28 protein-coding genes are annotated in these 25,585 nt (G+C 68.4%); 17 read left to right on the top strand and 11 right to left on the bottom strand.

Annotation, left to right across the window (positions count from 1 at the left end):
• The first annotated feature begins 195 nt into the window (after positions 1-195).
• From sufB to QU603_RS09330, 6 genes are read left to right on the top strand one after another with little or no spacing between them, the layout of a single operon-like run.
• Positions 196-1,614, top strand: coding sequence for a Fe-S cluster assembly protein SufB (sufB, locus tag QU603_RS09355; protein ID WP_308491121.1), 1,419 nt, complete (start codon positions 196-198; stop codon positions 1,612-1,614).
• Entirely contained in the window at positions 1,615-2,856 is a 1,242-nt protein-coding gene (gene sufD, locus QU603_RS09350) for a Fe-S cluster assembly protein SufD (RefSeq protein ID WP_308491120.1), read from the top strand. It begins immediately after the preceding gene.
• Entirely contained in the window at positions 2,853-3,182 is a 330-nt protein-coding gene (locus QU603_RS09345; protein WP_308491119.1) for a non-heme iron oxygenase ferredoxin subunit, read from the top strand. The genes sufD and QU603_RS09345 overlap by 4 nt, the downstream gene beginning before the upstream one ends.
• Before the next feature lie 40 nt (positions 3,183-3,222).
• On the top strand, positions 3,223-4,023 hold the full coding sequence (gene sufC, locus QU603_RS09340; RefSeq protein WP_308491118.1) for a Fe-S cluster assembly ATPase SufC: 801 nt from the start codon (positions 3,223-3,225) through the stop codon (positions 4,021-4,023).
• A gap of 9 nt (positions 4,024-4,032) precedes the next feature.
• Complete coding sequence (locus tag QU603_RS09335) at positions 4,033-4,362, top strand: metal-sulfur cluster assembly factor (protein WP_308491117.1); 330 nt, start codon at positions 4,033-4,035, stop codon at positions 4,360-4,362.
• 60 nt (positions 4,363-4,422) lie between these two features.
• On the top strand, positions 4,423-5,586 hold the full coding sequence (locus QU603_RS09330) for a MalY/PatB family protein (protein WP_308491116.1): 1,164 nt from the start codon (positions 4,423-4,425) through the stop codon (positions 5,584-5,586).
• Positions 5,587-5,599: 13 nt separating this feature from the next.
• Here the strand turns inward: QU603_RS09330 and QU603_RS09325 are convergent, their stop codons facing one another.
• Positions 5,600-6,271 (bottom strand): DedA family protein, encoded by a 672-nt coding sequence (locus QU603_RS09325; protein WP_308491115.1) that lies wholly within the window; start codon positions 6,269-6,271, stop codon positions 5,600-5,602.
• A gap of 179 nt (positions 6,272-6,450) precedes the next feature.
• On the opposite strand from QU603_RS09325, the gene QU603_RS09320 reads away from it, so the two are divergent.
• A complete protein-coding gene (locus tag QU603_RS09320) occupies positions 6,451-8,049 on the top strand; it encodes an ABC-F family ATP-binding cassette domain-containing protein (protein ID WP_308491114.1) in 1,599 nt (532 codons plus the stop codon).
• 14 nt (positions 8,050-8,063) lie between these two features.
• Here the strand turns inward: QU603_RS09320 and QU603_RS09315 are convergent, their stop codons facing one another.
• Genes QU603_RS09315 through QU603_RS09305 form a run of 3 tightly spaced genes read right to left on the bottom strand, consistent with a single transcriptional unit; the run spans position 8,064 to position 9,639 of the window.
• The gene (locus QU603_RS09315; RefSeq protein WP_308491113.1) at positions 8,064-8,987 is read right to left on the bottom strand and encodes an SURF1 family cytochrome oxidase biogenesis protein; all 924 of its coding nucleotides are present in this window, start codon (positions 8,985-8,987) and stop codon (positions 8,064-8,066) included.
• On the bottom strand, positions 8,984-9,229 hold the full coding sequence (locus tag QU603_RS09310) for a hypothetical protein (protein WP_308491112.1): 246 nt from the start codon (positions 9,227-9,229) through the stop codon (positions 8,984-8,986). The genes QU603_RS09315 and QU603_RS09310 overlap by 4 nt, the downstream gene beginning before the upstream one ends.
• Entirely contained in the window at positions 9,226-9,639 is a 414-nt protein-coding gene (locus QU603_RS09305) for a DUF3099 domain-containing protein (RefSeq protein WP_308491111.1), read from the bottom strand. Before QU603_RS09305 ends, QU603_RS09310 begins: the two co-directional genes overlap by 4 nt.
• Positions 9,640-9,723: 84 nt before the next feature.
• Here QU603_RS09305 and fabG point away from each other — a divergent pair, with 84 nt between their 5' ends.
• Positions 9,724-10,434, top strand: coding sequence for a 3-oxoacyl-ACP reductase FabG (fabG, locus tag QU603_RS09300; protein WP_308491110.1), 711 nt, complete (start codon positions 9,724-9,726; stop codon positions 10,432-10,434).
• Here the strand turns inward: fabG and QU603_RS09295 are convergent.
• From QU603_RS09295 to glgC, 4 genes are read right to left on the bottom strand one after another with little or no spacing between them, the layout of a single operon-like run.
• Positions 10,431-11,060: an HAD family hydrolase gene (locus QU603_RS09295; protein WP_308491109.1), complete on the bottom strand. Its 630-nt coding sequence runs from the start codon at positions 11,058-11,060 to the stop codon at positions 10,431-10,433. The genes fabG and QU603_RS09295 overlap by 4 nt on opposite strands.
• A 46-nt stretch (positions 11,061-11,106) precedes the next feature.
• On the bottom strand, positions 11,107-11,802 hold the full coding sequence (locus QU603_RS09290) for an alpha/beta fold hydrolase (protein ID WP_308491108.1): 696 nt from the start codon (positions 11,800-11,802) through the stop codon (positions 11,107-11,109).
• A gap of 34 nt (positions 11,803-11,836) precedes the next feature.
• A complete protein-coding gene (gene serB, locus QU603_RS09285; RefSeq protein WP_308491107.1) occupies positions 11,837-12,472 on the bottom strand; it encodes a phosphoserine phosphatase SerB in 636 nt (211 codons plus the stop codon).
• A 20-nt stretch (positions 12,473-12,492) separates the two neighbouring features.
• Positions 12,493-13,737 carry a glucose-1-phosphate adenylyltransferase gene (gene glgC, locus QU603_RS09280; RefSeq protein WP_308491106.1) on the bottom strand — a complete coding sequence of 415 codons (1,245 nt, stop codon included), beginning with the start codon at positions 13,735-13,737 and terminating at the stop codon, positions 12,493-12,495.
• Between the two features lie 46 nt (positions 13,738-13,783).
• Here glgC and glgA point away from each other — a divergent pair, with 46 nt between their 5' ends.
• The 3 genes from glgA (at position 13,784) to QU603_RS09265 (ending at position 16,119) form a co-directional block, all read left to right on the top strand.
• Positions 13,784-14,989 (top strand): glycogen synthase, encoded by a 1,206-nt coding sequence (gene glgA / locus QU603_RS09275; RefSeq protein ID WP_308491105.1) that lies wholly within the window; start codon positions 13,784-13,786, stop codon positions 14,987-14,989.
• Positions 14,990-14,998: 9 nt separating this feature from the next.
• On the top strand, positions 14,999-15,802 hold the full coding sequence (locus QU603_RS09270; protein WP_308491104.1) for an ABC transporter ATP-binding protein: 804 nt from the start codon (positions 14,999-15,001) through the stop codon (positions 15,800-15,802).
• Positions 15,803-15,864: 62 nt separating this feature from the next.
• Positions 15,865-16,119, top strand: coding sequence for a type B 50S ribosomal protein L31 (locus tag QU603_RS09265; RefSeq protein WP_308491103.1), 255 nt, complete (start codon positions 15,865-15,867; stop codon positions 16,117-16,119).
• A 123-nt stretch (positions 16,120-16,242) separates the two neighbouring features.
• Here QU603_RS09265 and QU603_RS09260 read toward each other — a convergent pair whose 3' ends face one another.
• The gene (locus tag QU603_RS09260; RefSeq protein ID WP_308491102.1) at positions 16,243-16,959 is read right to left on the bottom strand and encodes a 3'-5' exonuclease; all 717 of its coding nucleotides are present in this window, start codon (positions 16,957-16,959) and stop codon (positions 16,243-16,245) included.
• 79 nt (positions 16,960-17,038) lie between these two features.
• Between QU603_RS09260 and QU603_RS09255 the strand changes: the two genes are divergently transcribed.
• On the top strand, positions 17,039-17,935 hold the full coding sequence (locus QU603_RS09255) for an alpha/beta fold hydrolase (RefSeq protein WP_308491101.1): 897 nt from the start codon (positions 17,039-17,041) through the stop codon (positions 17,933-17,935).
• Between the two features lie 123 nt (positions 17,936-18,058).
• Here the strand turns inward: QU603_RS09255 and QU603_RS09250 are convergent, their stop codons facing one another.
• Positions 18,059-18,532 (bottom strand): Lrp/AsnC family transcriptional regulator, encoded by a 474-nt coding sequence (locus tag QU603_RS09250; RefSeq protein ID WP_308491100.1) that lies wholly within the window; start codon positions 18,530-18,532, stop codon positions 18,059-18,061.
• Between the two features lie 171 nt (positions 18,533-18,703).
• Here QU603_RS09250 and pdhA point away from each other — a divergent pair, with 171 nt between their 5' ends.
• The 4 genes from pdhA to QU603_RS09230 all read left to right on the top strand — a co-directional run bounded on the left by pdhA (position 18,704) and on the right by QU603_RS09230 (position 23,262).
• Positions 18,704-19,822 carry a pyruvate dehydrogenase (acetyl-transferring) E1 component subunit alpha gene (gene pdhA, locus QU603_RS09245; protein WP_308491099.1) on the top strand — a complete coding sequence of 373 codons (1,119 nt, stop codon included), beginning with the start codon at positions 18,704-18,706 and terminating at the stop codon, positions 19,820-19,822.
• A complete protein-coding gene (locus QU603_RS09240; protein WP_308491098.1) occupies positions 19,819-20,829 on the top strand; it encodes an alpha-ketoacid dehydrogenase subunit beta in 1,011 nt (336 codons plus the stop codon). The genes pdhA and QU603_RS09240 overlap by 4 nt, the downstream gene beginning before the upstream one ends.
• A 50-nt stretch (positions 20,830-20,879) precedes the next feature.
• Entirely contained in the window at positions 20,880-22,244 is a 1,365-nt protein-coding gene (locus tag QU603_RS09235; RefSeq protein ID WP_308491097.1) for a dihydrolipoamide acetyltransferase family protein, read from the top strand.
• A gap of 97 nt (positions 22,245-22,341) precedes the next feature.
• The gene (locus tag QU603_RS09230; protein ID WP_308491096.1) at positions 22,342-23,262 is read left to right on the top strand and encodes a cyclase family protein; all 921 of its coding nucleotides are present in this window, start codon (positions 22,342-22,344) and stop codon (positions 23,260-23,262) included.
• A gap of 54 nt (positions 23,263-23,316) precedes the next feature.
• On the opposite strand, the gene QU603_RS09225 is transcribed toward QU603_RS09230, so the two are convergent.
• Positions 23,317-23,913 carry an SACE_7040 family transcriptional regulator gene (locus QU603_RS09225; protein ID WP_308491095.1) on the bottom strand — a complete coding sequence of 199 codons (597 nt, stop codon included), beginning with the start codon at positions 23,911-23,913 and terminating at the stop codon, positions 23,317-23,319.
• 76 nt (positions 23,914-23,989) lie between these two features.
• On the opposite strand from QU603_RS09225, the gene QU603_RS09220 reads away from it, so the two are divergent.
• Positions 23,990-25,579: a carboxyl transferase domain-containing protein gene (locus tag QU603_RS09220; RefSeq protein ID WP_370655293.1), complete on the top strand. Its 1,590-nt coding sequence runs from the start codon at positions 23,990-23,992 to the stop codon at positions 25,577-25,579.
• Positions 25,580-25,585 lie beyond the last annotated feature (6 nt).

Below are 25,585 nucleotides of genomic sequence, written 5' to 3'. Positions count from 1 at the left end.
GTCGCAGGGACCCTATAGAATCGAGGGGTCGGATGCACCGCACCTGCGGAGCGCATCCCTGACAGTCTAGGCGTGCTGATCGCGTCTGAAGAGCGGGGCCCGAGAAGCGGCATCCACCCCCACCACTCCCGTGGGGGACTGAGTTGCCGGGACGGATGACACCGTAGCGGTCCGAAGAGGAGAGTGTGTGACGTCATGTCTGATGTTCTGATCGAACGCCCGGAACTCGATGGCCTGGGGGTGTACGAATTCGGCTGGCACGACGCCGATGCCGCCGGTGCCATCGCCCAGCGCGGCCTGACCGAGTCCGTTGTACGCGGAATCTCGCAGCTGAAGAACGAGCCCGAGTGGATGCTGCGCAGCCGGCTCAAGGGCCTGAAGCTGTTCGAACGCAAACCGATGCCGACGTGGGGCGCCGATCTCAGTGAGATCGACTTCGACCACATCAAGTACTTCGTGCGCTCGACCGAGGGCCAGGCCGAGACCTGGGAAGACCTCCCCGAAGACATCCGCAACACGTATGAGCGGCTCGGCATCCCCGAGGCCGAGCGCCAGCGCCTGGTCGCCGGTGTGACGGCACAGTACGAGTCCGAGGTCGTGTACCGCCAGATCCGTGAGGATCTGGAGGCGCAGGGAGTCATCTTCACCGACACCGACACCGGACTTCGCGAGCACCCCGAGTTCTTCGAGGAATACTTCGGCACGATCATCCCGGCCGGCGACAACAAGTTCGCCGCGCTGAACACCGCGGTGTGGTCGGGCGGCTCGTTCGTCTACGTGCCGCCGGGCGTGCACGTCGAGATCCCGCTGCAGGCGTACTTCCGCATCAACACCGAGAACATGGGTCAGTTCGAGCGGACGCTGATCATCGCCGACGAGGGCTCGTACGTCCACTACATCGAGGGCTGCACGGCTCCCGTGTACAAGTCGGACTCGCTGCACTCGGCCGTCGTCGAGATCGTCGTGAAGAAGAACGCACGCGTGCGGTACACGACGATCCAGAACTGGTCGAACAACGTCTACAACCTGGTCACCAAGCGTGCGATCGCGCACGAGGGCGCCACGATGGAATGGGTCGACGGCAACATCGGATCCAAGGTGACCATGAAGTACCCGTCGATCTACCTCGCCGGCGAGCACGCCAAGGGCGAGACCCTGTCGGTGGCCTTCGCCGGTCCCGGCCAGCACCAGGATGCCGGCGCGAAGATGATTCACCTGGCGCCGTACACGCAGTCCTCGATCGTGTCCAAGTCGATCGCCCGCGGTGGTGGGCGCTCGGGTTACCGCGGCGAGGTGCGGGTCGAGCCGACCGCGCACCACGCGGCCAACACCGTGCGCTGCGATGCCCTGCTGGTGGACACCATGTCGCGCTCTGACACCTACCCCGCGATCGACATCCGGGTCGACGACGCAGAACTCGGTCACGAGGCGACGGTGTCGAAGGTCAGTGCCGAGCAGCTGTTCTATCTGCAGTCGCGCGGCATGCCCGAAGACGAGGCGATGGCGATGATCGTGCGCGGCTTCATCGAGCCGATCGCGCGTGAGCTGCCCATGGAATACGCGTTGGAATTGAACAAGCTCATCGAGATGGGCATGGAAGGATCGGTCGGCTAGATGGCGGCCACGACGACAGCGTCCGAGCAGGTTCCCGCCGCTCGGACGGAAGACAACCACGCCCACATCGACCCCGCGGCGCAGCTGCTGCGCACCTACGAAGCGCCGGTGCAGACGCGCTCCGAGCGCCCGCACTCGTTCGAGCCCGCCGACTTCGGCGAGCCGAACGGGCACGAGGTGAACTGGAAGCACACGCCGATCGCCCGCGTGCGGCCCCTGTTCGCGGTCGCCACAGGCGATGACGCCGTGCAGTACGAAGTCAGCGACGAGCGCTTCGTGCAGCCTCCGCTGGCCATCGGCGTCGCACCCCGCGGTGAGACGTTCCGCCCCGAAGACGTCGTCTCGGCAGTGGCATGGCAGGGTTCGAGCCAGGCGCTGCACGTGCGCGTGCCGCGCGGTGAAGAGGTCGCCGAGCCGATCACGGTGTCCATCACCGGCACGAGTGCTCATGACCGCGCCGACGCCCACCTCGTGATCGAGGCCGAGGCCAACAGCCAGGCCACCGTCGTGCTCAACCACAGCGGGGCGGCGCAGTACGCGCAGAACGTCGAGATCCTCGTCCGTGAGGGCGCGCGTCTGACCGTGATCGCCGTGCAGGACTGGGATCGCGATGCCGTGCACGCAGCGTCCCACCAGGCTGTCGTGGCCAAGGATGCGTCGCTGCGCCACTTCGTCGTCAGCTTCGGCGGCGACCTGGTGCGGGTCAACCCCAGCATCCTGCTGGCCGGCGCGGGGTCGCACGCCGACGTCTACGGCGTCGGCTTCTGCGACGCCGGGCAGCACCTGGAGAGCCAGGTGTTCGTACACCATGAGGGCGTGGCCACCCGTGCCAACGTGCTCTACAAGACCGCGCTGCAGGGGACCGACGCGCACACCGTGTGGGTCGGCGACGTGCTGATCGGGCGCAACGCCGTCGACACCGACTCGTACGAGGCCAACCGCAACCTGGCTCTGACGCCGGGCGCACGCGCGGACTCGATCCCGAACCTCGAGATCGAGATCGGAGACATCCGCGGTGCCGGTCACGCCAGTGCCACGGGTCGCTTCGACGACGAGCAGCTGTTCTACCTGCAGGCTCGTGGGATCAGCGAGCTCGAAGCCCGTCGCCTGGTCGTGCTCGGATTCCTCAGCGAGGTCATCCAGCGCATCGGCATCCCCTCGCTTGAGACGCAGCTGATCTCGCACATCGAGCGCGAACTGGCCGACGACGAGATGCTGGCGCCCGCCGAGGCGACGGCATGAGCGCTGCGCGGGCCTGTGCACTCAGCGAGCTCGTGCAGGACCAGCCCCTGAAGGTCGTTCTGGATGACGTGCCGATCTGCGTCGTGCTCGACTCAGCCGGCGACGTGCACGCGATCGGCGACACATGCACGCACGGCGAGGTCTCTCTGTCCGAGGGGTTCGTCGAGGACGACACCGTGGAGTGCTGGGCCCATGGCTCGCGCTTCTCGCTGCGCACCGGCGCCGCGCTGAATCTGCCCGCATACGAACCGGTGCCGGTGTATGTCGTTCAGATCGACGGCGACGATGTTCTCATCGACCCCGCCGTCACCAAGGCCGTGGCCTGAGCCCGGCACCGTCACCACACGCTTTCACGAAGGAAAATCAATGTCAGTCCTGGAGATCCGCGACCTGCACGTGACCGTCGAGACCGAATCCGGCGTCACGCCGATCCTCAACGGTGTCACCCTCACGATTCGCACCGGCGAGACGCACGCCATCATGGGCCCGAACGGCTCGGGCAAGTCGACGCTGGCCTACACGATCGCCGGCCACCCGAAGTACAAGGTCACCGGCGGCTCGATCACGTTCGACGGCGAGGACGTTCTGGCCATGACCGTCGACGAGCGCGCACGCGCCGGCCTGTTCCTGGCGATGCAGTACCCGGTGGAGATCCCGGGCGTGACCGTGACGAACTTCCTGCGCACGGCCAAGACCGCCGTCGACGGCGAGGCTCCCGCGGTGCGCACGTGGAGCAAAGAGGTCAAGCAGGCCATGAAGAACCTGCGCATGGACGCGAAGTTCGCACAGCGCAACGTGAACGAGGGCTTCTCGGGCGGCGAGAAGAAGCGCCACGAGATCCTGCAGCTGGAGCTGCTGCAGCCGAAGATCGCGATCCTCGACGAGACCGACTCGGGTCTGGACGTCGATGCGCTGAAGATCGTCTCGGAGGGCGTGAATCGCGCCAAGGAGGCGACGAACCTGGGAGTGCTGCTGATCACGCACTACACCCGGATCCTGCGCTACATCCACCCGGACTTCGTGCACGTGCTCGTCAAGGGCCGGGTTGCCGAAGAAGGCGGGCCGGAGCTGGCCGACCGCCTTGAAGAAGAGGGCTACGACCGTTACCTCGAAGGCGAGCCGGAGCCCGAGGGCGACCTCGACCCGCTCGCCGAGATCGATGCGTAGACTCGAAGCATGAGCGCGACCCTCACACCCGAGAAGTACGACGAGGTCACCGAGGCACTGAAAGACGTCATGGACCCCGAGCTGGGGATCAACGTCGTCGATCTCGGTCTCATCTATGACCTTGCCTGGGATGACGAGAACGATGCGCTGATCGTCCACATGACGCTGACCAGTGCGGGCTGCCCGCTCACCGACGTGATCGAAGAGCAGACGGCGCAGGCGCTGGACGACGTCGTCGAACGATTCCGCATCAACTGGGTCTGGATGCCGCCGTGGGGTCCCGAGAAGATCACCGACGACGGGCGTGACATGATGCGCGCGCTCGGGTTCGCGATCTGACGCGAGTCGAACCGTGACGTCGGCGCGGACGCTGTTCGCGTGCGTCGGTAGGCTCGTGGGGTGACCGTCACCGTCCTCGAAGCCCTTCCGATCGATCAGCTGCGGCAGCGTTCCAGCACCAAATGGCGCAAGTATCCGGCCGACGTGCTGCCGCTGTTCGTCGCCGAGACCGACTTCGCGCTGGCTCCGGCGATCACCGCGCGCTTGAACACCGCGGTGGCGCTGGGCGACACCGGCTACACACCGCCGGATCCCGGCATCCGTGAGGCGTTCGCGTCGTTCGCGCAGCGCCGCCTGGGGTGGGATGTCGATCCCGCCAGGGTGCGCTCGACGTGCGACGTCATGATGGGCGTCGTCGAGGTGCTGCGTGCGGTCATCGAGCCCGGTGACCGCGTGGTGGTCACCCCGCCGGTGTATCCGCCGTTCTACGACACCGTGCCCGAAGCGGGCGGAGTGGTCGAGCGTGTGCCGCTGACGGAGGGCGCGGCAGGGCCTGCGCTCGATCTGGCGGGAATCGAGGCTGCTCTGGCCGCCGGCGCGCGGGCGGTGCTCTTGTGCAACCCGCACAATCCCACGGGAACGGCGCACTCCCGCGAGAGCCTGGCAGGGCTGGCCGAGATCGCCGAGCGATATGGCGCGCACGTGATCAGCGATGAGATCCATGCGCCGTTGACGCAGCCGGGAGTCGTTTTCACGCCGTTCCTGGCGGCATCCGATGCCGCCGCCCGCGTGGGGTTCGCGGTGACCAGCGCGAGCAAGGCGTTCAACCTGGCCGGTCTCAAATGCGCGCTGATGGTGACGGCGGACGCCGCGACGGCGAAGGTCGTGAACGCTTTGCCCGACGAGGTCGAGTGGCGCACCGGACTGTTCGGGGCGGTGGCCGGGGTCGCGGCGTTCGCGCCGGAGAGCGACCCGTGGCTGGACAGCCTGCTGGCGACGCTCGACGCGAACCGGCGGCTGCTGGCCGACCTGCTGACCGAGCACGTCCCCGGAGCGCGCTATCGCATGCCCGACGCGGGGTACCTCGCGTGGGTGGACCTGCGCGAGCTCGGCTGGGGCGACAACCCGGCGCGCAAGATCCTGCGCGAAGCGAAGGTGGCGTTGCATTTCGGCCCCATGTTCGGGGTGCAGGGCAAGGGCCACGTGCGCATCAACATCGGCTGCTCGCCGGCGGTGCTGCGCGAGGCCGTGGAACGGATCGGAAGCCTGGTCTCAGCCGGCTGATGCGGGTCACACCCTAACAGTGCTCGGGAACGAGTTCCACCCGCCTCGTCTGTGCCGCGGCCGCGGCCTGCTCCGCCGCACGGGCTCGTGCGCGGCGGCGGCGCACGGCCGCGAGCTGATCCACTGTCACGCCGATCGTGATGGCCAGTGCGACCCCGATCACACTCGCCACCAGCGGCTGCTGGGCAACCCAGCTGCCGGCGAGCACGCCGATGCCCGCGCCGTACGCGGCCCAACTCACTCCCGCCACGACGCTGACCGGCAAGAACGTGCGCCACCGGTAGCGCAGGGCGCCGGCGGCCATGTTCACGGCGACCCGTCCCGCCGGGATGTAGCGGGCACCGATGATCAGCGCGGCGCCGCGTTCGGTGAGAGCCTGCTGCGCGCGGTCGAGGGCGGCGACCACGCGGGGCTGCCGCATCCATCCGAAACGTCGCGTGCCCAGCGCGCGACCCAGTCCGTAGGCGAGATTGTCACCCAGCACCGCGCCGGCCGCCGCCGCCAGGCACAGCAGCGGGATCACGCCGCCCGCGGCCGACGCCGCCAGCGCCGCAGCCGCCGCGACCAGGATGGTCTCGCTGGGAATCGGAGGAAAGACGGCGTCGATCACCGCGACGGCGAACATGACCAGCAGCATCCATGGGGAGGCGGCTGCGGTCAGGAGGAAGGCGTTGACGATGTCCACCCCAGAACGGTAGGTGGATGGCGCAGGGGGACACATCCCTCTGCAGTACCTTCGGCGTCATACTTCAGGGTGGTCTTCGTGGCGGCGACGTTCAGGGAGGCGGACGCCGGGCGAACTATACTGGGAGGCTGGCCCGTTTTCTGGCCGATCCCCCTCCACCGAGCGAACGGACGTCGACTGTGCTTGCCGTGCACGACCTGCAGATCCGCGTGGGCGCGCGCATCCTCATGTCCGAGGTGTCGTTCCGTGTCGGCGCAGGCGACAAGATCGGGCTCGTCGGGCGCAATGGCGCGGGCAAGACGACTCTGACGAAGGTGCTCGCCGGTGGCCTGCTGCCCTCCGAGGGCAAGGTCGATCGCTCCGGCGAACTCGGCTACCTGCCGCAGGACCCGCGCTCGGGCGACCCCGACATGCTCGCGCGCACCCGCATTCTGGACGCGCGTGGCTTGGGTTCTCTGGCGATCGGCATGCGCGAGGCATCTGAGCAGATGGCCTCAGACGACATGGATGACGCGGCCCGCGCGATGCGGCGGTACTCGAACCTCACCGAGCGCTTCGAGACCCTGGGCGGGTACGCAGCCGAAGCCGAAGCGGCATCCATCGCCCACAACCTCTCACTGCCCGACCGGATCCTCGACCAGCCGCTGCGCACCCTCTCGGGCGGTCAGCGCCGCCGTATCGAACTGGCGCGCATCCTGTTCTCGGATGCCGAGACCATGATCCTCGACGAGCCGACCAACCACCTCGACGCCGACAGTGTCGTGTGGCTGCGGGAGTTCCTCAAGAGCTACAAGGGCGGGCTGATCGTGATCAGCCACGATGTCGAACTGGTCGGCGAGACGGTGAATCGGGTGTTCTACCTCGACGCGAACCGTCAGGTCATCGACATCTACAACATGAACTGGAAGAACTACCAACGTCAGCGCGTGGCCGACGAGGAGCGTCGCAAGAAGGAGCGGGCGAACGCTGAGAAGAAGGCCACCGCGTTGCAGCAGCAAGCCGCAAAGTTCGGCGCGAAGGCCACCAAAGCCGCCGCCGCCCACCAGATGATCGCCCGCGCCGAGAAGCTGCTCAGCGGCCTGGACGAGGTGCGTCAGGTCGACCGGGTCGCGAAGCTGCGCTTCCCCAAGCCGGCACCGTGCGGCAAGACGCCGTTGATGGCCTCGGGGCTGTCGAAGTCGTACGGATCGCTGGAGATCTTCACCGATGTGGATCTGGCCATCGACCGTGGGTCGAGGGTGGTCGTGCTGGGTCTGAACGGCGCGGGCAAGACGACGCTGCTGCGCATTCTCGCAGGTGTGGACAAGCCCGACACCGGACAGGTCGAACCCGGACACGGGCTGAAGATCGGCTACTACGCCCAGGAGCACGAGAACCTCGACGTGAACCGGTCGGTGCTGGAGAACATGATGTCGGCCGCGCCCGACATCACCGCGACCGAGGCCCGCAAGGTGCTCGGTTCGTTCCTGTTCACCGGCGACGACGTGCTCAAGCCCGCCCGGGTGCTGTCGGGCGGAGAGAAGACGCGCCTGTCGCTGGCAACGCTCGTCGTCTCCAGCGCCAACGTGCTGCTGCTGGACGAACCGACCAACAACCTCGACCCGGCTTCGCGCGAGGAGATCCTCGGCGCACTGGCGCACTACGAAGGCTCGGTCGTCCTGGTCTCGCACGACGAGGGCGCTGTCGAGGCGCTGAACCCCGAGCGGGTGCTCATCCTGCCCGACGGCGTCGAAGACATCTGGGGTCGCGACTACGCCGATCTGATCACTCTGGCCTGACCCGCGTACGCGCCTCAGCGTTCAGCGTGGTCGAGCAGCGCGTCCTCATCCTCGGAGTCGCGGTCCGCACGCAGCTTGGTGCGGCTGTGTGTCCGTTCGGCCACGCGCTCGGCCGCCAGCCGCGCGGCGGCTTCGGGGTCGGTCGCCGCGAGCGCTTCGATCTCGGCGGCGTCCTCGCGGTCCTCCCGGCGAATGCGCCGCTCGGACCGGATCACGTACCAGATGAACACGAACCCCATCACGGCGAACAGGATCCACTGGATGCCATAGGACAGGAACGGTCCCGGGTCGGCCGAAGGGGCATCGAACCCACGCGGCGCTGTGGCGGGGGCGGGATTCTCGGAGACCAGCTGGCCGTAGGCGCCGCGATCGAGCGCTGCGCCGTCGGCCCCGCCGATCTTCTGCGCGATCAGCGGAAGATTGATCGAAGGCACCTGACCGGCCGGCGCGTTCTTGCCCGCCGAGGGGAGGTTCTCGCCCGGCAGCAGACGCACGACCACCTCGACGGTGCCCGACGGCGCGGCGGGGATGACATCAGGCGTCGGCTGTCGGTTGCCCGGGGGCTCCCATCCACGATCCACGAGGAAGACCCGGCCCTCGGCGGTGCGCAGGGGCACGATCATCTCGTATGCGGCGGTGCCCGCGTGAATGCGGTTGCGCACCAGCAGCTGCTGATCGCCGAGGTAGGTGCCGGTCAGCGTCACCGGGCGCCACTTGTCACCGGCCGGCAGCGTCTGGCCGGGGGTGAGGAGGTCGCCCAGGGCGACGGGCGTGGCGTCGTAGTTCGTCGCGATCAGCTGCAGCTGATCAGTGCGCTCGGAGTTCTTGCTCAGCTGCCAGTTCGAGAGGAACGCGCAGGCGATCGCGAAGACGATCGCGACGCCGACGTAGGCGGTCCACCGGACGGCGGCCGGTGCGGACTGGCGGCGGGTGGTCATCGAGGGTCCTCGTCGGCGTGGAAGGGGGCGACCTCGACCGGAAAGCGGCGCGAGGCGAGATAGTCGTGCAGGAATGCGACGTGCTCGTCGCATGCGAGCCAGATCTTACGTCGCTCGGCTGTGTGGATACGGGGGTTGCGCCACAGGATCTGCGCGGTGGCCGGAAGACGGCATCCCGCCCGCGAGCAGATCGGGACGTTCTCGCGGATCGCGGCGTCCGCATCACCGGACGCGAAAGTCACGACGCGTCGCCGGGAGTGTGGTGCTCGGCGGTCGGCTGCGTGCCGTCCGGGGTCGCCGCAGCCTCGGGCTCTCCGCCGATCTCGCGCGTCTCGCGTACGGTGATCACCGTCGGGGCGTGCTCGGAGTCCGCGTGCGCCGTGGCATCCAATGCCCGCTCGGGCGTCTCGGCGACCGCGGTCTTCGCGTCCTGACCGACGTTTGCCAGCACCACGGCGATGTACGGCAAGAAGATCGCACCGGCACCGAAGACCCAGGTGTACCACCCGAACGGCTGGACGAAGACCATGAGGATGAAGCACAGTACGCGAATCCCCATCAGCAGCAGATAGCGATGGGAGCGCGTTCCCACCTCGTCACGCGGGGCGCGGGGCAGCGAGGTGGCCGATTGAGGGTGCGACGTGGTCTTCACGATGCATCCAGCCTACGCCGAGTGCGCCGGATGGTCGCCACTAGGCTGGTGCGAGAATCCGACCGCTGATCCATGGAGTCACCTATGTCTGAAGCCCCCGTCGTCCTCGTCACCGGTGGCAACCGGGGCATCGGCCGGGCCATCGCCACGCGTTTCGTGAATGCCGGCTATCGTGTCGCGGTCACGGCGCGTTCGGGCGAGGGCCCCGAGGGGACGCTGACCGTCCGCGCCGACGTCACCGACTCCGCGGCGGTGGATGCCGCCTTCACCGAGATCGAGCAGCAGCTGGGTCCGGTCACGGTTGTGGTCGCCAACGCCGGCATCACCAAAGACACGCTGCTGCTGCGCATGACCGACGACGACTTCGACAGCGTCGTCGCCACCAATCTCGGCGGCACGTTCCGTATCGTCAAACGCGCGTCCAAAGGGATGCTGAAGGCGCGTTGGGGCCGAGTCATCCTGATCTCCTCCGTCGTCGGGCTGTACGGATCGGCCGGCCAGATAAACTACGCAAGCTCCAAGGCGGGGCTCGTCGGCTTCGCCCGTTCACTGACCCGTGAACTCGGCGCGCGGGGAATCACCGCGAACGTCGTGGCACCCGGCTTCATCGAGACCGAGATGACCGCGGAGCTGCCCGAAGAGAAGAAGGCCGAGTATAAGAAGGCCATCCCCGCCGGCCGCTACGCGTCGGCCGACGAGGTCGCCGGTGTGGTCGCGTGGCTGGCCTCCGACGAGGCGGCCTACATCTCGGGCGCCGTCATCCCCGTCGATGGTGGACTGGGGATGGGGCATTAGCCATACGTGGCGAGGAAGTCCTCGATCGCGGCGATGGTCGTCGTGTTGTCTGTGTGCAGGATGCCGCGAATGCCCGCCTGTGCTGCTCCGTCGAGCGAGCCCTGGTGGTCATCGATGAACAGCACATCGGCCGCACCTGCGCCCATGCCTGCCAGCGCGATCTCATACGCGGCGAGCGCGGGCTTGTTGACGCCGATCTCGTGGCTGTAGAAGATCGGATCGACGACGCTGGACAGACCGAATCGACGCTCTTCCTGTTCTCGGGCTCCGTCGGCGGAATTGGACAGGGCCGCACGCCCCACCGGCGCGGGCAGTGCGCGCGCGTAGGAGAGGAGCTGCTCATTGGGCGTGCCGCAGTACAGGTCCCAGAACTGCGCGCGCACCTCGTGGCGCGTCGTTTCGTCCAAGCCCAGTGCGTCGCCCAGACGACTCCAGTACTCGGTTTCCACATCGGACTCGATATCGATGCGGGGAAGATCGGCGGCGTCGACGCACGCGCCGAACTGGTCGTCGTCCAGACCGGACAGGTCGCGCAGCCCGAGAGAGAAGCGCTTCTGCCAGACTCCGTCGTCCGCGAGTGCGAAGACTCCGCCGATGTCGAACAGAATCCAGGGCTTGGAGGTCACCCCGTCAACGTACCGGACGAGGACGGCAGCCGTCGGATGGCCACCCTCAGCGGTCGATCGCCTGAACCAGAAGCTGCGCGAGACGCTCCGGCACCGAGAACTGCGGCCAGTGGCCCGACCCGATGCGCACCACTTCGAGATCGGCTATCGCCTCATATTCGGCGGCGAACGGGCCCCACTGCCGGATCGCCTCCGACAGCTGCTCCTGCGTGGCATCGCCCATGAGCAGCGTCACCGGGACATCGTGCCGGCGGGCGTCGGACAGACGGATGGGGTCGGTGGGCACGCGGGCCGGAACGCTGTGGGTCAGTGGCAGCGTGCGCTCCCGGGTGGCCGCGTCGAGATCGTGGACGTCTTCGTCGGGGAAGAAGTCCCACCCCGGGAACGGCACGACACCGTCGACGACGTCGAACTCGGAGATGCCGTTGTCGCCGGGTGGCGGGACCGTGTCGACGAAGACGACGCGGGCCACGCGGTCGGGCCGCGCGTCGGCGGCGCCCCAGACGACGTTGCCGCCGCCGGAATGCCCGACGAGCACGACCGGGCCCTCAGCCGCGTCGATCGCATCGACGGTGGCCGCGACCCAATCGGCGATGCCGATATCGGCGGTGTCGGCGGCGCGCCCACCGGTGCCGGGCATCGTCAGCGGTTGAACGCTGTGGCCGGCACCGCGCAGGGCGGGCAGGATCAGATCCCACGATGATGCGTCGAGCCACAGTCCGGGCACCAGGATGATGTTCATCCCCGCACGCTAGTCCAGGCGTCCGACACTGCGCTCACAGCGGCAGCAGTGGGATGACCTGAGCAAGGTCGACCGGACCGACCACGAGGTCGGCCTGGGCCCGCACGGCAGGCTTCGCGTTGAAGGCCAGCCCGAGAGCCGCCGCCTGCATCATCAGCAGGTCGTTCGCGCCGTCGCCGATCGCGATCGTGCGCTCGGGCGGCACGCCGTGCCGATCGGCCCATTCTCGGAGCGTGGACGCCTTGGCCGCGGCATCCACGATCTCGCCGTCGACCCGACCGGTGAGCACCCCCGCTGCCGCCTCCAAGCGGTTGGCTCGCCATGCGTCCACCTCCAGCTCACGGGCGACAGTGTCGAGGATCTCGTGGAACCCGCCGGAGACGACGCCCACGATCCCGCCCCGCTCATGGACGGCGGCGATGAGTTCGCGCACGCCGGGCGTGGGCTCGATGCGGGTCAGCACCCGCGCGAAGGCGGCGGTCGGAACGCCGCGCAGCGCCTGCACCCGCGCGCGCAGACTCTCGGCGAACTCGACCTCGCCGCGCATCGCCGCCTCCGTGGCGGCGGCGACCTCGGCCCGGCGACCGACCTCGTCGGCGATGAGCTCGATCACCTCGTTGCGGATCAGTGTGGAATCGGCATCGAGGACGACGAGCAGGCGCGCAGACACGCGTCCACCCTATCGGCGGCTCAGCGCTCGACCCGCACGCCCTTGCCGACGATCGTGATGCCCGAATCGGTCACGGTGAATCCCCGGGCAAGATCGCGCTCGCGATCGACGCCCACCGTTGCGCCGTCTTCGAGGACGACGTTCTTGTCCAGGATCGCGCGGTGCACGCGAGCCCCCTGGCCGACGCGCACGTGGTCGAACAGCACGGCATCGGTGATGGTCGAACCGCCGCCTGCGAGCGTCCAGGGACCGACGACGCTGCGCTCGAGGTGGGTGCCCGAGAGCACCGAGCCGAGCGAGACGACGGAGTCGATGGCGTTGCCGATGCGACCCACCGAGTCGCGCACGAACTTCGCCGGCGGCGAGTTGACCGACTGCGCATGGATCGGCCACTCCGTGTTGTAGAGGTTGAACACGGGCAGAGTCGAGATCAGATCCATGTGGGCGTCGAAGAACGAGTCGATCGTGCCCACGTCGCGCCAGTACGAATGGTCGCGGTCGTTCGAGCCGGGCACGTCGTTGAGCTTCATGTCGTAGACGCCTGCTTCGCCTCGGTCGACGAAGTACGGCACGATGTCGCCGCCCATGTCATGGTTCGAGGTGGGTTCCTCGCCGTCGGCGGTGACCGCCTCCACCAGCGCGTCGGCGTCGAAGATGTAGTTGCCCATCGAGGCCAGCACCTCGTGCGGTGCGTCGGCCAGCCCGGTCGCATTCTGCGGCTTCTCGAGGAACTGCCGGATCCGGCCGTCGTGCTCGGGGTCGACGTCGATCACGCCGAACTGGTGCGCGAGGCCCAGCGGCTGGCGGATGCCGGCCACCGTCGCCCGCGCGCCCGAGGCGATGTGCGCGTCGAGCATCTGGCGGAAGTCCATGCGATAGACGTGATCGGCGCCGATGACGATCACGATGTCGGGCTGCTCGTCGTTGAGCAGGTTCAGACTCTGCAGGATGGCATCCGCGGAACCCGAGAACCAGCGTTTGCCCAGTCGCTGCTGTGCGGGCACCGACGCGACGTACGAATCCAGCAGCGCCGACATCCGCCACGTCTGCGAGATGTGCCGGTCGAGGCTGTGCGACTTGTACTGCGTGAGCACCACCACCTGGCGCAGCCCCGAATTGATGAGGTTCGAGATTGCGAAGTCGATCAGGCGGTACTGACCGCCGAACGGCACCGCGGGCTTGGCCCGGTCGGCCGTCAGTGGCATCAGCCGCTTTCCCTCACCGCCGGCGAGGATGATTCCGAAGACCTTGGGTGTGGCTGGCATGGCACCACACTAGGCCCCGGATGGCGTGTGTACTAGCGTTCCTGACATGCGCGTGGACATCGTGACGAAGGAGTACCCGCCGGAGATATACGGCGGCGCGGGAGTGCATGTGACCGAACTGGTCAAAGCCATGCGGGGGGATGCTGCGGCCGACCTCGACGTGCGGGTGCACGCATTCGGCGCTGCGCGCGAGGAGCCGGGCACGACGTCGTACGGCGTGCCTGCGGAGCTTGCCTCGTCCAATCCGGCGATCCAGACGATGGGCACCGACCTGCGGATCGTTGCCGACGTGACCGGAGCGGATGTCGTGCACAGCCACACCTGGTATGCGAACTTCGCTGGTCACCTCGCCTCGCTGCTGCACGGCATTCCGCATATCGTCACCGCGCACAGCCTCGAGCCGCTGCGCCCGTGGAAGGCCGAGCAGCTTGGCGGCGGCTACGCCGTCTCGAGCTTCATCGAGCGGACCTCCTACGAGGGGGCCGCGGCGATCGTGGCGGTCTCGGACGGCATGCGCTCCGACATCCTGCGCAGCTATCCCGACCTGGATCCGCGCAAGGTCCGCGTCATCTACAACGGCATCGACGTGCAGCAGTGGCATCCCGTCGACGATCCCGACCTGCTGCGCGCTCTGGGAGTGGACCCCGAGCGTCCCTCGGTGGTCTTCGTCGGACGGATCACCCGCCAGAAGGGGCTGCCGTATCTGCTGCGTGCCGCGGCGCTGCTGCCGCCGGAGGTGCAGGTCGTGCTGTGTGCGGGTGCACCCGACACGCCCGAGATCATGGCCGAGGTGACGGGTCTCGTGCATGCCCTGCAGGCCACGCGCGACGGGGTGGTGTGGATCGACCGGCTGTTGAGCCGTCACGAGCTGTGCACCGTGCTGACGGCGGCGACCACGTTCGTGTGTCCCTCGGTGTACGAGCCGCTGGGCATCGTCAACCTCGAGGCGATGGCGTGCGGGGCGGCCGTGGTGGGCACGGCCACCGGGGGAATCCCCGAGGTGGTGATCGACGGACAGACCGGGCGACTGGTTCCCATCGATCAGGCCGATGACGGCACCGGCACGCCCAACGACCCCGACAGGTTCGTGGCCGATCTCGCCGCCGCACTCACCGAGGTGGTCTCGGATCCGCAGCAGGCCGCCCGATACGGCCAGGCGGGGCGTGAGCGGGCGACCGACGACTTCAGCTGGGCGACGATTGCGACCCAGACCGCGGCGCTGTACGCGGAGGTGGTCGGCTCCGGCCGATAGGCTGGACGCATGCCACACGTCCTCGAGTTCTCCGACGTCGTCGTTCGCAGAAGCGCCCGGAACATCGTCGACGGCATCGACTGGTCTGTCGACGACGACCAGCGGTGGGTCGTGCTCGGTGCCAATGGCGCGGGCAAGACGACGATCCTGCAGCTGGCCGCGACGTTCATCCACCCCACCGCAGGCACGGTCACGATCCTCGATGAGCGACTCGGTCGCACGGACGTGTTCGACCTTCGCCCGCGCATCGGTTTCGCGTCGTCGGCGATGGCGCGGAGGATGCCGCCCGAAGAGACCGTGCTGAACACGGTGATGACTGCCGCCTATTCGGTGCTGGGCCGCTGGAACGAGTCGTACGAAGACATCGACGAGCGCCGTGCGCTGCGGGTGCTGGCGGAGTGGCGGCTGGATCATCTCGCCGATCGCACATTCGGCACGCTGAGCGAAGGCGAGCAGAAGCGCGTGCAGATCGCCAGGTCGGTCATGACCGATCCCGAACTGCTGCTGCTGGACGAGCCGAGCGCAAGCCTGGATCTGGGTGCGCGCGAAGAGCTGCTGCAGCTGCTGGGCGGCTACGCCCAGGCGCCCACCACTCCGGCCATGATCATGGTCACCCATCACGTCGAAGAGATCCCGGTCGGCTTCACGCACGTCCTGCTGCTGCGCGAAGGCGAGGTGGTCGCCGCGGGGCCGCTGGCCGAGACGCTCACCGCAGCGAACCTGAGCACGGCATTCGGCATGCCGATCGAGCTGACCAGTACCGCGGGGCGGTACGCGGCGCGTGCCGCGTCGCAAGCACCCGTCGCGCACTGATAGAATCGACCCTTGGTGCTTCTCGCGCCGTAGATTTCCCTTCCGCACTCGCAAGGAATTCCATGAAGACTGACATCCACCCCGACTACCACGCCGTCGTGTTCCGTGACCTGGGCTCAGGCGAGACCTTCCTCACGCGCTCGACCGTGACCAGCGACAAGACCGTCGAGCTCGACGGCGTCGAGTACCCCGTCATCGACGTCGAGATCTCGTCGGCATCGCACCCGTTCTACACGGGCAAGCAGCGCATCCTCGACTCGGCCGGCCGTGTCGAGAAGTTCAACCAGCGCTTCAAGAACTTCGGCGCCGGCAAGTAGCCGACCCCGCACGAAGCACCGTCTTCAAGGCCCCGCCTCGGCGGGGCCTTCGGTGTACCCGGGATCGCGCAGGCCGTCGGTCGGCGGCTCCGCTACGGCGTCAGCGGACCGGCCGGTACGGCGTCAGCGGACCGGCCAGCTGCCGTCGAGCTTCTCGGCCGGGTCGATCCGCCCGATGCGGACGAAATACTCGGTCAGGCTCTCGGCCTGATCGCGTGCCCATCCGATCTGATCGGTGTGCAGCTGCGCGGCCGTCGACGGCAGCAGATCGGCGAAGCGTTCGACCAGGGCCAGGGCCACTCGTCCGGCGGCGACGGCGTCTGCCGAGGCTTCGTGCGCGTCGTCGAGCCGCACGGCGTAGTGCTCGGCCACCGCCGTCAGCGTCCGCTTGCCGCGGCGATAGCGATCGTAGGCCTTGTCGATGACGAGCGGGTCGATCACCGGCGCGGGGGCGTCCAGCGGAGCCAGCGCATGGCGGATCGCCTCGTACTTGAGCAGCGAGAAGTCATACGAGGCGTTGTATGCCACCACCGGTATACCTGCGTCCAGCAGGTCGCGCAGCGCGGCCGACACCTCGGCGACCACCTGCGCAGCCGGCAGCCCGTGCTCCCGCGCATGGGCCGTGGTGATGCCGTGCACCGCGGTCGCGGCATCCGGAATCTCCATGCCGGGGTCGGCGAGCCAATCACGGGCGCTGAGCACAGCACCTTCGGCGTCGAGCACTCCCACGTGTGCGGTGACGATCCGATCACGGGTCACGTCGACCCCGGTGGTCTCCAGATCGAACACCCCCACTCGACGTGACCATTCAGGTGTGTCGAAGAGAGGGAGCTGCTCCATGTCGCCCACGGTATGCGAACCCTCCGACATCGCACGATCCCACGCCGATGCGGGGCGGCTCGGTCTTTAGACTCGTGGGGTGACCGAGTCCGACCAGGCGTCCGTGCCCAGCCCGTACGCTCAGCAGTTGAAGGCCATCCCCGTCGCGCGACACGAGGCGCGCGTGCTGGGCGGCACCACGGCGTACTGGGTGTACGGACCCGATGACGCGACCACCACGATCGTCGCGGTCCACGGCTTCCGCGGTGAGCATCACGGGCTGGAGCCGGTCGTCGCGCACCTGCCCGGCATCCGCGTCGTCTCACCCGATCTGCCCGGTTTCGGCCAGACTCCGCCGCTGCCCGGACGGCGGCACGACCTGGACGCGTATGTCCAGTGGCTCACCGCGTTCTGCGCGGACGTGGCACCCGGCGCGGTCGTCCTCGGCCACAGCTTCGGCTCGATCGTCGCCGCCGCCGCCGTCGCACGGGGCCTGCCCACGCCGCGGCTCGTCCTGGTCAATCCGATCGGCGCGCCCGCGCTCGACGGACCCCGCGGCATCCTGACCCGTTTCGCCGTCTTCTATTACTGGCTCGGAGCGAAGCTGCCTGCCCGGGCCGGCGACGCGCTGCTGCGCAACGGGCTGATCGTGCGGGCGATGAGCGTTGCGATGGTCAAGACGAAGGATGCCGCGTTGCGGCGATTCGTGCACGACCAGCACGACACGTACTTCTCACGCTTCGCCGACCGCGAGGCGCTGCACGACGCGTTCGTGACGAGCGTGACGCACGACGTGCGCGAGGCGGCCGCCGGCATCGCTCAGCCGACGCTGCTGATCGCCGCCGAACGCGACGACATCACGCCGATCGAGAAGGAGCGTGAGCTTGCGGCCCTGTTCTCGGACGCGACGCTCGTGGAGATCCCGGGGGTCGGGCACCTGATCCATTACGAGACGCCGGCCGAGGCGGCAGCGGCCATCACCGCGTTCCTGCCCTGATCGGCCGACGCCGTCACACTCTCTGACGAAATCATATGATTTCGACCGCAACACATCGCTTTGACGTCGGTTCGATGTGTCCTGGTCGAAATCACATGATTTCGACGCGAAAAGGCGGGCGGGTCAGAGCTCGGCGCGAGCCAGATCCATCAGCGGCTGCACGCGGTAGCCGATCACTTCACCCATGGCCAGTGACGTCTCGGTGCGCTCGACGCCTTCGATCGACAGGATCCGTGCGTCGGTGTCGAACAGGTGCTGCGTGTCGCGGCAGGCGACCTGCACGAGCAGATCGATCGGGCCGCTGAGCCCGTGCGCCTGCACGACCTCGGGGACCCGGTGCAGTTCGGTTCTGATGTAGGGCAGGTCGGCCTGACGCACCGTCACGCTGATGAATGCCTCGATGGGAAATCCCAGGGCAGTGGCCGAAATCGCACGTTCGAACGAGAGGAAGGCGCCGGAGCGCTCCAGACGCGCCATCCGCGCCTGGACGGTGTTGCGACTCAGCCCCAGCTTGTCGGCGATGGCGACCACGGTGGCACGCGGTTCGTGCGAGAGGGTTGCGAGAAGCTCGAGATCAACGCTGTCCAGTTGAGCCATAGTGCGAAACATTAGCATGGATGACCGGCCTGCTTCTGCGCAACATGCTCACTATGACCCGGCATGCTTGAGCTAGGTGTGAATCGGACGTACTCTCGGGGTATCCGGTGATGACGCCGGCTCGTCACGCGGAGCGCCCCACGAGGGACCCGCGAGAAGGAGGGATGACCGATGGTGTACACCCTTACTCCAGCCGCAGACCTGCATTCCGACGTCGAGGACGTCGCACGTCTGCTGACCGCAGACGGTGAGCGCATCACCGACCACGAGCTCGACCCGTGGGTGACAGACGTCGGCCCCGAGCAGCTGCGCGCGCTGTACCGCGACATGGTGCTGCTGCGCCGCATCGATTCCGAGGGCATGGCCCTGCAGCGGCAGGGCCAGGTGGGACTGTGGGCCCCGTGCCAGGGGCAGGAAGCCACGCAGATCGGATCGGCGCGGGCACTGCGCACCGATGACTTCGCGTTCCCGAGCTACCGCGAGACGGGCGTCGTCTACGCCCGCGGCGCCGAGCCCGAAGGATTCCTGCGGGCCTGGCGCGGTGAAGCGCACTCCAGCTACGACCCGAACGAGCTGGGCACCGCGATCCCGCAGATCATCATCGCCGCCCAGACGCTGCACGCGGTCGGCTATGCGATGGGCATCCAGCGCGACGGCACCGATCAGGCCGTGGCGACCTGGTTCGGCGACGGCGCGACCAGTCAGGGCGACCTCAACGAGGCGATGGTCTTCGCCGCCTCGTACAACGCGCCTGTCGTGTTCGTGTGCACGAACAACCAGTGGGCGATCAGCGAACCCGTCGGTGTGCAGGCGAAGGCCCCCATCGCGGGCCGGGCGCCGGGCTACGGCATCCCGAGCATGCGGGTGGACGGCAACGATGTGCTCGCCGTGACCGCCGCCATGCGCTGGGCGCTGGATCACGCGCGCACCGGCAAGGGACCCGCGTTCATCGAGGCGGTCACCTACCGGATGGGGCCGCACACCACCAGCGACGACCCGACGCGCTATCGCGGCAAGGACGAGGTCGAGTACTGGCGCTCCCGCGACCCGCTGGCCCGTGTCGAGGCGTACCTGCGGGCGCAGGACGAGTTCGGCGACGCGTTCGCCGCACAGGTGGCGAAGGATGCCGATGACCTCGGCGCCGCGGTGCGGGCGGCGTGCCTGCAGATGACGACCGCTCCGGCCATCAGCATCCTCGACAACGTCTATGCCGAGCCGCACACGGGGCTCGAGGAGGAGAAGGCCTGGTTCGGCGCGTACCTCGACGGATTCGAGGAGGCGGCACTGTGACCGATCTGACGATGGTCAAGGCCATCAACGAAGGGCTGCGGCGCGCGATGCGCGACGACGACAAGGTCCTGGTCATGGGTGAGGACATCGGGCGTCTGGGCGGCGTGTTCCGCGTCACCGATGGGCTGCTCGACGAGTTCGGGGCGCAGCGCATCGTCGACACCCCGCTGGCCGAATCCGGCATCATGGGCACCGCGGTCGGTCTCGCGTATCGCGGGTACCGGCCGGTCGTGGAGATCCAGTTCGACGGGTTCGTCTATCCCGCGTTCGACCAGATCGTCTCCAACGTCGCCAAGCTGCACTACCGGTCGCAGGGCGCAGTGAAGATGCCGATCACGATCCGCATCCCGTGGGCGGGGGGAGTGGGAGCGGCCGAGCACCACTCCGAGTCGCCCGAGGCGTACTTCGTGCACACGTCGGGGCTGCGCGTGGTCGCCGTCTCCAACCCGCAGGACGCCTACGTGGTGCTGCGTCAGGCGATCGCCTGCGACGACCCGGTCGTGTTCTTCGAGCCCAAGCGGCTCTACCACACCAAGGGTGCCGTGAACCTCGACACCGACCTCGCCGACGCCGCGCCCATGGGCCTTGCCCGCATCGCGCGGCCCGGCACCGATGTGACGCTGCTCACCTACGGCGCGCAGGTGGCCACGGCGATGGATGCCGCGATTGCGGCAGAAGACGAAGGCACCTCGATCGAGGTGATCGATCTGCGGTCGCTGTCGCCGGTGGACTACAAGACGGTGACCGCGTCGGTGCGCAAGACCGGGCGCGTGATCGTCACCCACGAGGCGGCCCGTGAGGCCGGTGTGGGCGCCGAGCTCATCGCCAGCGTGACCGAACGCTGCTTCAACTACCTCGAGTCCGCGCCGGTGCGGGTGACCGGGTGGGACATCCCCTACCCGCCCGCGAAGCTCGAGAAGCACCATGTGCCCGACCTCGACCGGATCCTGGACGCGGTCGACCGCGTGCTGGACCGCCCGAACAGTCTGACGGGGGTCGAACTGTGACCGGCGTGAGCCTCGGCCGCGCAGCGGCCGGAGATAGAGGAGCACTCTAAATGGCACAGGACTTCCGCCTTCCCGACCTGGGCGAGGGACTTCCCGAGGCCGAGCTCGTGCAGTGGCTGATCGCCGAAGGCGACACTGTCACGCTGAACCAGAACATCGCCGAGGTCGAGACGGCCAAGGCCGTCGTTGAACTGCCCTCGCCGTTCGCCGGAACCGTGGGCAAGCTGCACCACGCCGCCGGAGACACGATCGAGGTCGGCGAGGTGCTCGTCACATTCGACACCGGCGATGAGCCGGCGGCTGCTTCGTCGGCGCCGGTCGCAGGCACGGCCGAGCCCGAAGAAGAGAAGGCGACCCCGAACCTCGTCGGCTACGGGGCGGCCCCCCGCAAGTCGGCGCGTCCGCAGCGGCGCGCTCGCGTCGCGCGCGGTGGCGCCACCGGGGCGACCGACACCGCCGTGCTCGAGGCGGCTCCCCACGACGCGATCGTCGAGACGCCGGCCGAGCGCCCGGTGGAGCGTCCGCGCTCCACGCCACCGGTGCGTAAATTCGCCAAGGACCTGGGCATCGATCTCGCCCTGGTCGAAGCCGGCGGTGTCACGGGGCTGATCACCCGCAGCGACGTGGAGGCGTACGCCGCCCACGTCGGTGTCGTGCCGGCCGCACAGCCGGATGCTGCAGCCGCGGCATCCACGCCCGCACCGCGGGACGAGGCTCGCGTGAGCCGCACGCCGATCCGTGGGGTGCGCAAGCACACCGCCGAGGCGATGGTGCGCAGCGCCTTCACCGCTCCGCACGTGTCGACGTTCCACACGTTCGACATCACCAAGACGATGCGGCTGGTCGCCTCGCTGAAGGCCGACCGGTCGCTCGAGGGCCATCGCATCGGCGTGATGGCCGTCGTGGCCAAGGCTGTGTGCCTCGCGCTCGGCCGCAATCCCAGCCTGAACGCGAAGTGGGATGCCGAGGCCGGCGAGATCGTCGAGCATCACTACGTCAACCTCGGCGTGGCCGCGGCCACCGACCGCGGGCTGATCGTGCCGGTGATCACCGATGCCGACACCCTGACGCTGGTCGAACTGGCCGACGCGATCACCGAGCTCGCGCAGGTCGCCCGCTCGGGCAGGACCGCGCCGGCGGCGATGATGGGCGGCACGTTCTCGATCACGAACTTCGGCGTGTTCGGCATCGAGGCGGGCACGCCGATCCTCAATCCCGGTGAGGCGGGGATCCTGGGCGTGGGCAGCGTGCAGCGCCGGCCGTGGGAGCACAAGGGCAAGATCGCCCTGCGTGACGTGATGACCCTGAGTCTGTCGTTCGACCACCGGTTGGTGGACGGCGCCGAAGGCTCGCGGTTCCTGGTCGATGTGGCCGGCATCCTGCAGGACCCGGGCCGGGCGATGCTGCTGCGCTGAGCGGTTGCGCTTTCGATCGCCGGATGACGCTCGTGCACACGCGTGCGCGGGCGTCATCCGGTCAATGCCTGCGCGGAAGAGCCCTAGGCTGACGACCATGTCCGACTATCGCGCGCACTTCGACTTCGCCGTCTCCTTCGCCAACGGCGGAGAGATGTCGGGAACCGGGTTCCGGCTCGATCTGCCTTCGGCCGACCTCGATGTCGATGCGATCGGACGGCTGTTCATCCAGCACCTCGGACTCGCACTGGTGGGGCGGCTCGAGCTGCGCGGGCTGCAGATCGTGCAGGAGCAGCACCGCGGCAGCCGCGGCATCGCGACCGCGGATGCCGCCGACCGGGGCACGATGCGGGTCGTCGACCTCTCGCACACGATCCGTGCCGGGCTCGTGACCTATCCCGGACTGCCGGCGCCGGTGATCACGCCGCATCTCACGCGCGAGGACTCCCGAGCGAAGTACGCCCCGGGCACCCAGTTCGCGATGGACATCATCACCATGATCGGCAACACCGGCACCTACCTCGACGCGCCCTATCACCGCTATGCCGACGGCGCCGACCTCGCCGGTCTCGACCTGGCGACGCTGGTCGGGCAGCGCGCCGAGGTGTTCCACCTCGACGACGCCGTCTCGCCCGTGAACCGCGGAATCAGCGCCGAGATGCTCGCGGACCGCGACGTGCGCGGCGCCGCCGTGCTGCTGCACACCGGGTGGGATCGCTGGTTCGGTGCGCCCGAATACGCGGTGGACGCACCGTTCCTGACTGCCGAGGGCGCGCAATGGCTGATCGATGCGGGGGCGGTGCTGGTCGGCATCGACTCGCTGAACATCGACGACACGCAATCCGGCGGGCAGCGTCCTGCGCACTCGTCGCTGCTGGCGGCCGGTGTGCACGTCGTGGAGCACCTGGCCAACCTGGGGGCGGTGCCCGCTCGGGGTGCGCGGTTCACTGCCGCACCGCCGGCGGTCGAAGGCTTCGGCACGTTCCCGGTGCGCGCGTTCGCCGAGGTGCCCGCGTAGTCTCGACGGCTGGGCCGGCGCGTACGCGGGCGGCAGCGGGTCGCCGGGCGGCCGTCAGGCCGTGAGGGCGGCGTGGGCCTGCTGAGCGAGGATCGCGCGCACTGCCTGTTCGGACGGGGCCGTGCGCAGGCCGCGCACGCTGTGCGGTGTCGAGTTGATCAGCCCGAACACGGCGTGGGCGCGCACGCGCAGGTCCGCGTCGTGGCGGGAGGGGTGGATGCCGCGCAGCACGCCGACCCAGATCTCGACGTATTCGCGCTGCAGGCGTCGAACCCGATTGCGATCGGAGTCGGCCAGGCTCTCGAGATCACGATCCTGCACGCGGATGACGTCGGCGTCGGCCAGGGCGAAGTCGACGTGGAACCGGATCAGCGCGTCCAGGCGGGCCGCGGCATCCTGCTGCTCGTCCAGGACCGCAGCCCCTCCGTCGCGCAGCCGTTCGCTGACTTCGACGAGGATCGCCGCCAGCAGCGCCTGCTTGCCGGCGAAGTGCCGATAGACGGCCGGTCCGCTGACGCCGACGGCCGCACCGATGTCTTCGAGGCTGACCCCGGCGAATCCGCGGGCGGCGAACAGGCGCGCCGCCTCGCGCACGATCGCCGCGCGCCGGTCGGACTTCGCGCGCATGCGATCTGTCGTCGCCGTTGCCATCTCAGTTAATCCTCGCTAACCTGGAATCCCAGTTAATGAAGACTAACAGTCCTGTGCAGGGGACGGGAGAGGCGCGATGAGCAACCTTGCCACCGATGCGATGCCGGCGGACCCGGTGACGCAAGCCGCATTGGCCGCTGCGCTGCGCGAGCGCCTGGCGGCGGTGGCGCTGGGCGGACCCGAGCGGTCGCGCCAACGCCATCTCGCGCGCGGCAAGCTGCTGCCGCGCGATCGCGTCACGCGGCTTCTCGATGAGGACAGCCCGTTCATCGAGCTGGCACCGCTGGCAGCAGAGGGACTCTACGACGGGCAGGCGCCCGCCGCCGGCGTGATCGCCGGGATCGGCCTCGTGCACGGGCGACAGGTCATGGTCGTCTGCAACGACGCGACCGTCAAGGGCGGCACGTACTTTCCGATGACGGTCAAGAAGCACCTGCGTGCGCAGGAGGTCGCGCTCGAGAACCGGCTGCCCTGCATCTATCTCGTCGACTCCGGTGGTGCCTTCCTGCCGATGCAGGACGAGGTGTTCCCCGACCGCGACCACTTCGGTCGGATCTTCTTCAACCAAGCGCGGCTGTCCGCCGAGCGGATCCCGCAGATCGCCGCGGTGCTTGGCTCGTGCACGGCCGGCGGTGCGTACGTTCCCGCGATGAGCGACGAGACAGTGATCGTGCGCAATCAGGGCACGATCTTCTTGGGCGGGCCGCCCCTGGTCAAGGCCGCGATCGGCGAGATCGTCACGGCCGAAGAACTGGGCGGGGGAGAGCTGCACGCCCGCCGTTCGGGAGTGGTCGACCACCTCGCCGACGATGACGAGCACGCGCTGGAGATCGTGCGCGACATCGTGGCGACCCTGCCGCCGCCGCCCGAGCCCGCATGGGAGGTGCTGCCGACGCGCGCGCCGGTGGCCGATCCGGCGCAGCTGTACGACGTCGTGCCGGTGGATGTGAACCAGCCGTACGACGTGCGCGAGGTGATCGCACGCCTGGTCGACGGCAGTGAGCTGCACGAGTTCAAAAGCGAGTACGGCACGACGCTGGTCACCGGGTTCGCGCACATCCACGGACACCCGGTGGGCATCGTCGCCAACAACGGCGTGCTGTTCAGCGAGTCGGCGCTGAAGGGCGCCCACTTCATCGAGCTGTGCGACCAGCGCGGCATCCCGCTGCTGTTCCTGCAGAACATCTCCGGCTTCATGGTCGGCAAGGATGCCGAAGCCGGCGGCATCGCCAAGGACGGCGCCAAGATGGTCACCGCGGTGGCCACCACGCGCGTGCCCAAGCTGACCGTCGTCATCGGCGGCTCGTTCGGCGCGGGCAACTACTCCATGTGCGGTCGGGCCTATTCGCCGCGCTTCTTGTGGACATGGCCTGCCAGCCGCATCTCGGTGATGGGCGGCCCGCAGGCGGCCTCCGTGCTCTCCACCGTCAAGCGCGATCAGTACGAGGCTCGCGGCGAGCAGTGGGATGCCGCGGACCAGGCCGCGTTCGAAGCCCCGATCCGCAATCAGTACGAGCAGCAGGGCAACCCGTTCTACGCCACGGCGCGGCTGTGGGACGACGGCATCGTCGACCCCGCCCACACCCGCGACCTGCTCGGCCTCGCGCTCGACGTCGTCGCCCGTACCCCTCTGCCGGAGCCTCGCTTCGGCGTCTTTCGGATGTGATGGTGA

Origin of the sequence: Microbacterium terrisoli (assembly GCF_030866805.1) — a bacterium.
GTDB lineage: Bacteria > Actinomycetota > Actinomycetes > Actinomycetales > Microbacteriaceae > Microbacterium > Microbacterium terrisoli.
This window is presented reverse-complemented; position numbering and strand designations above follow the sequence as displayed.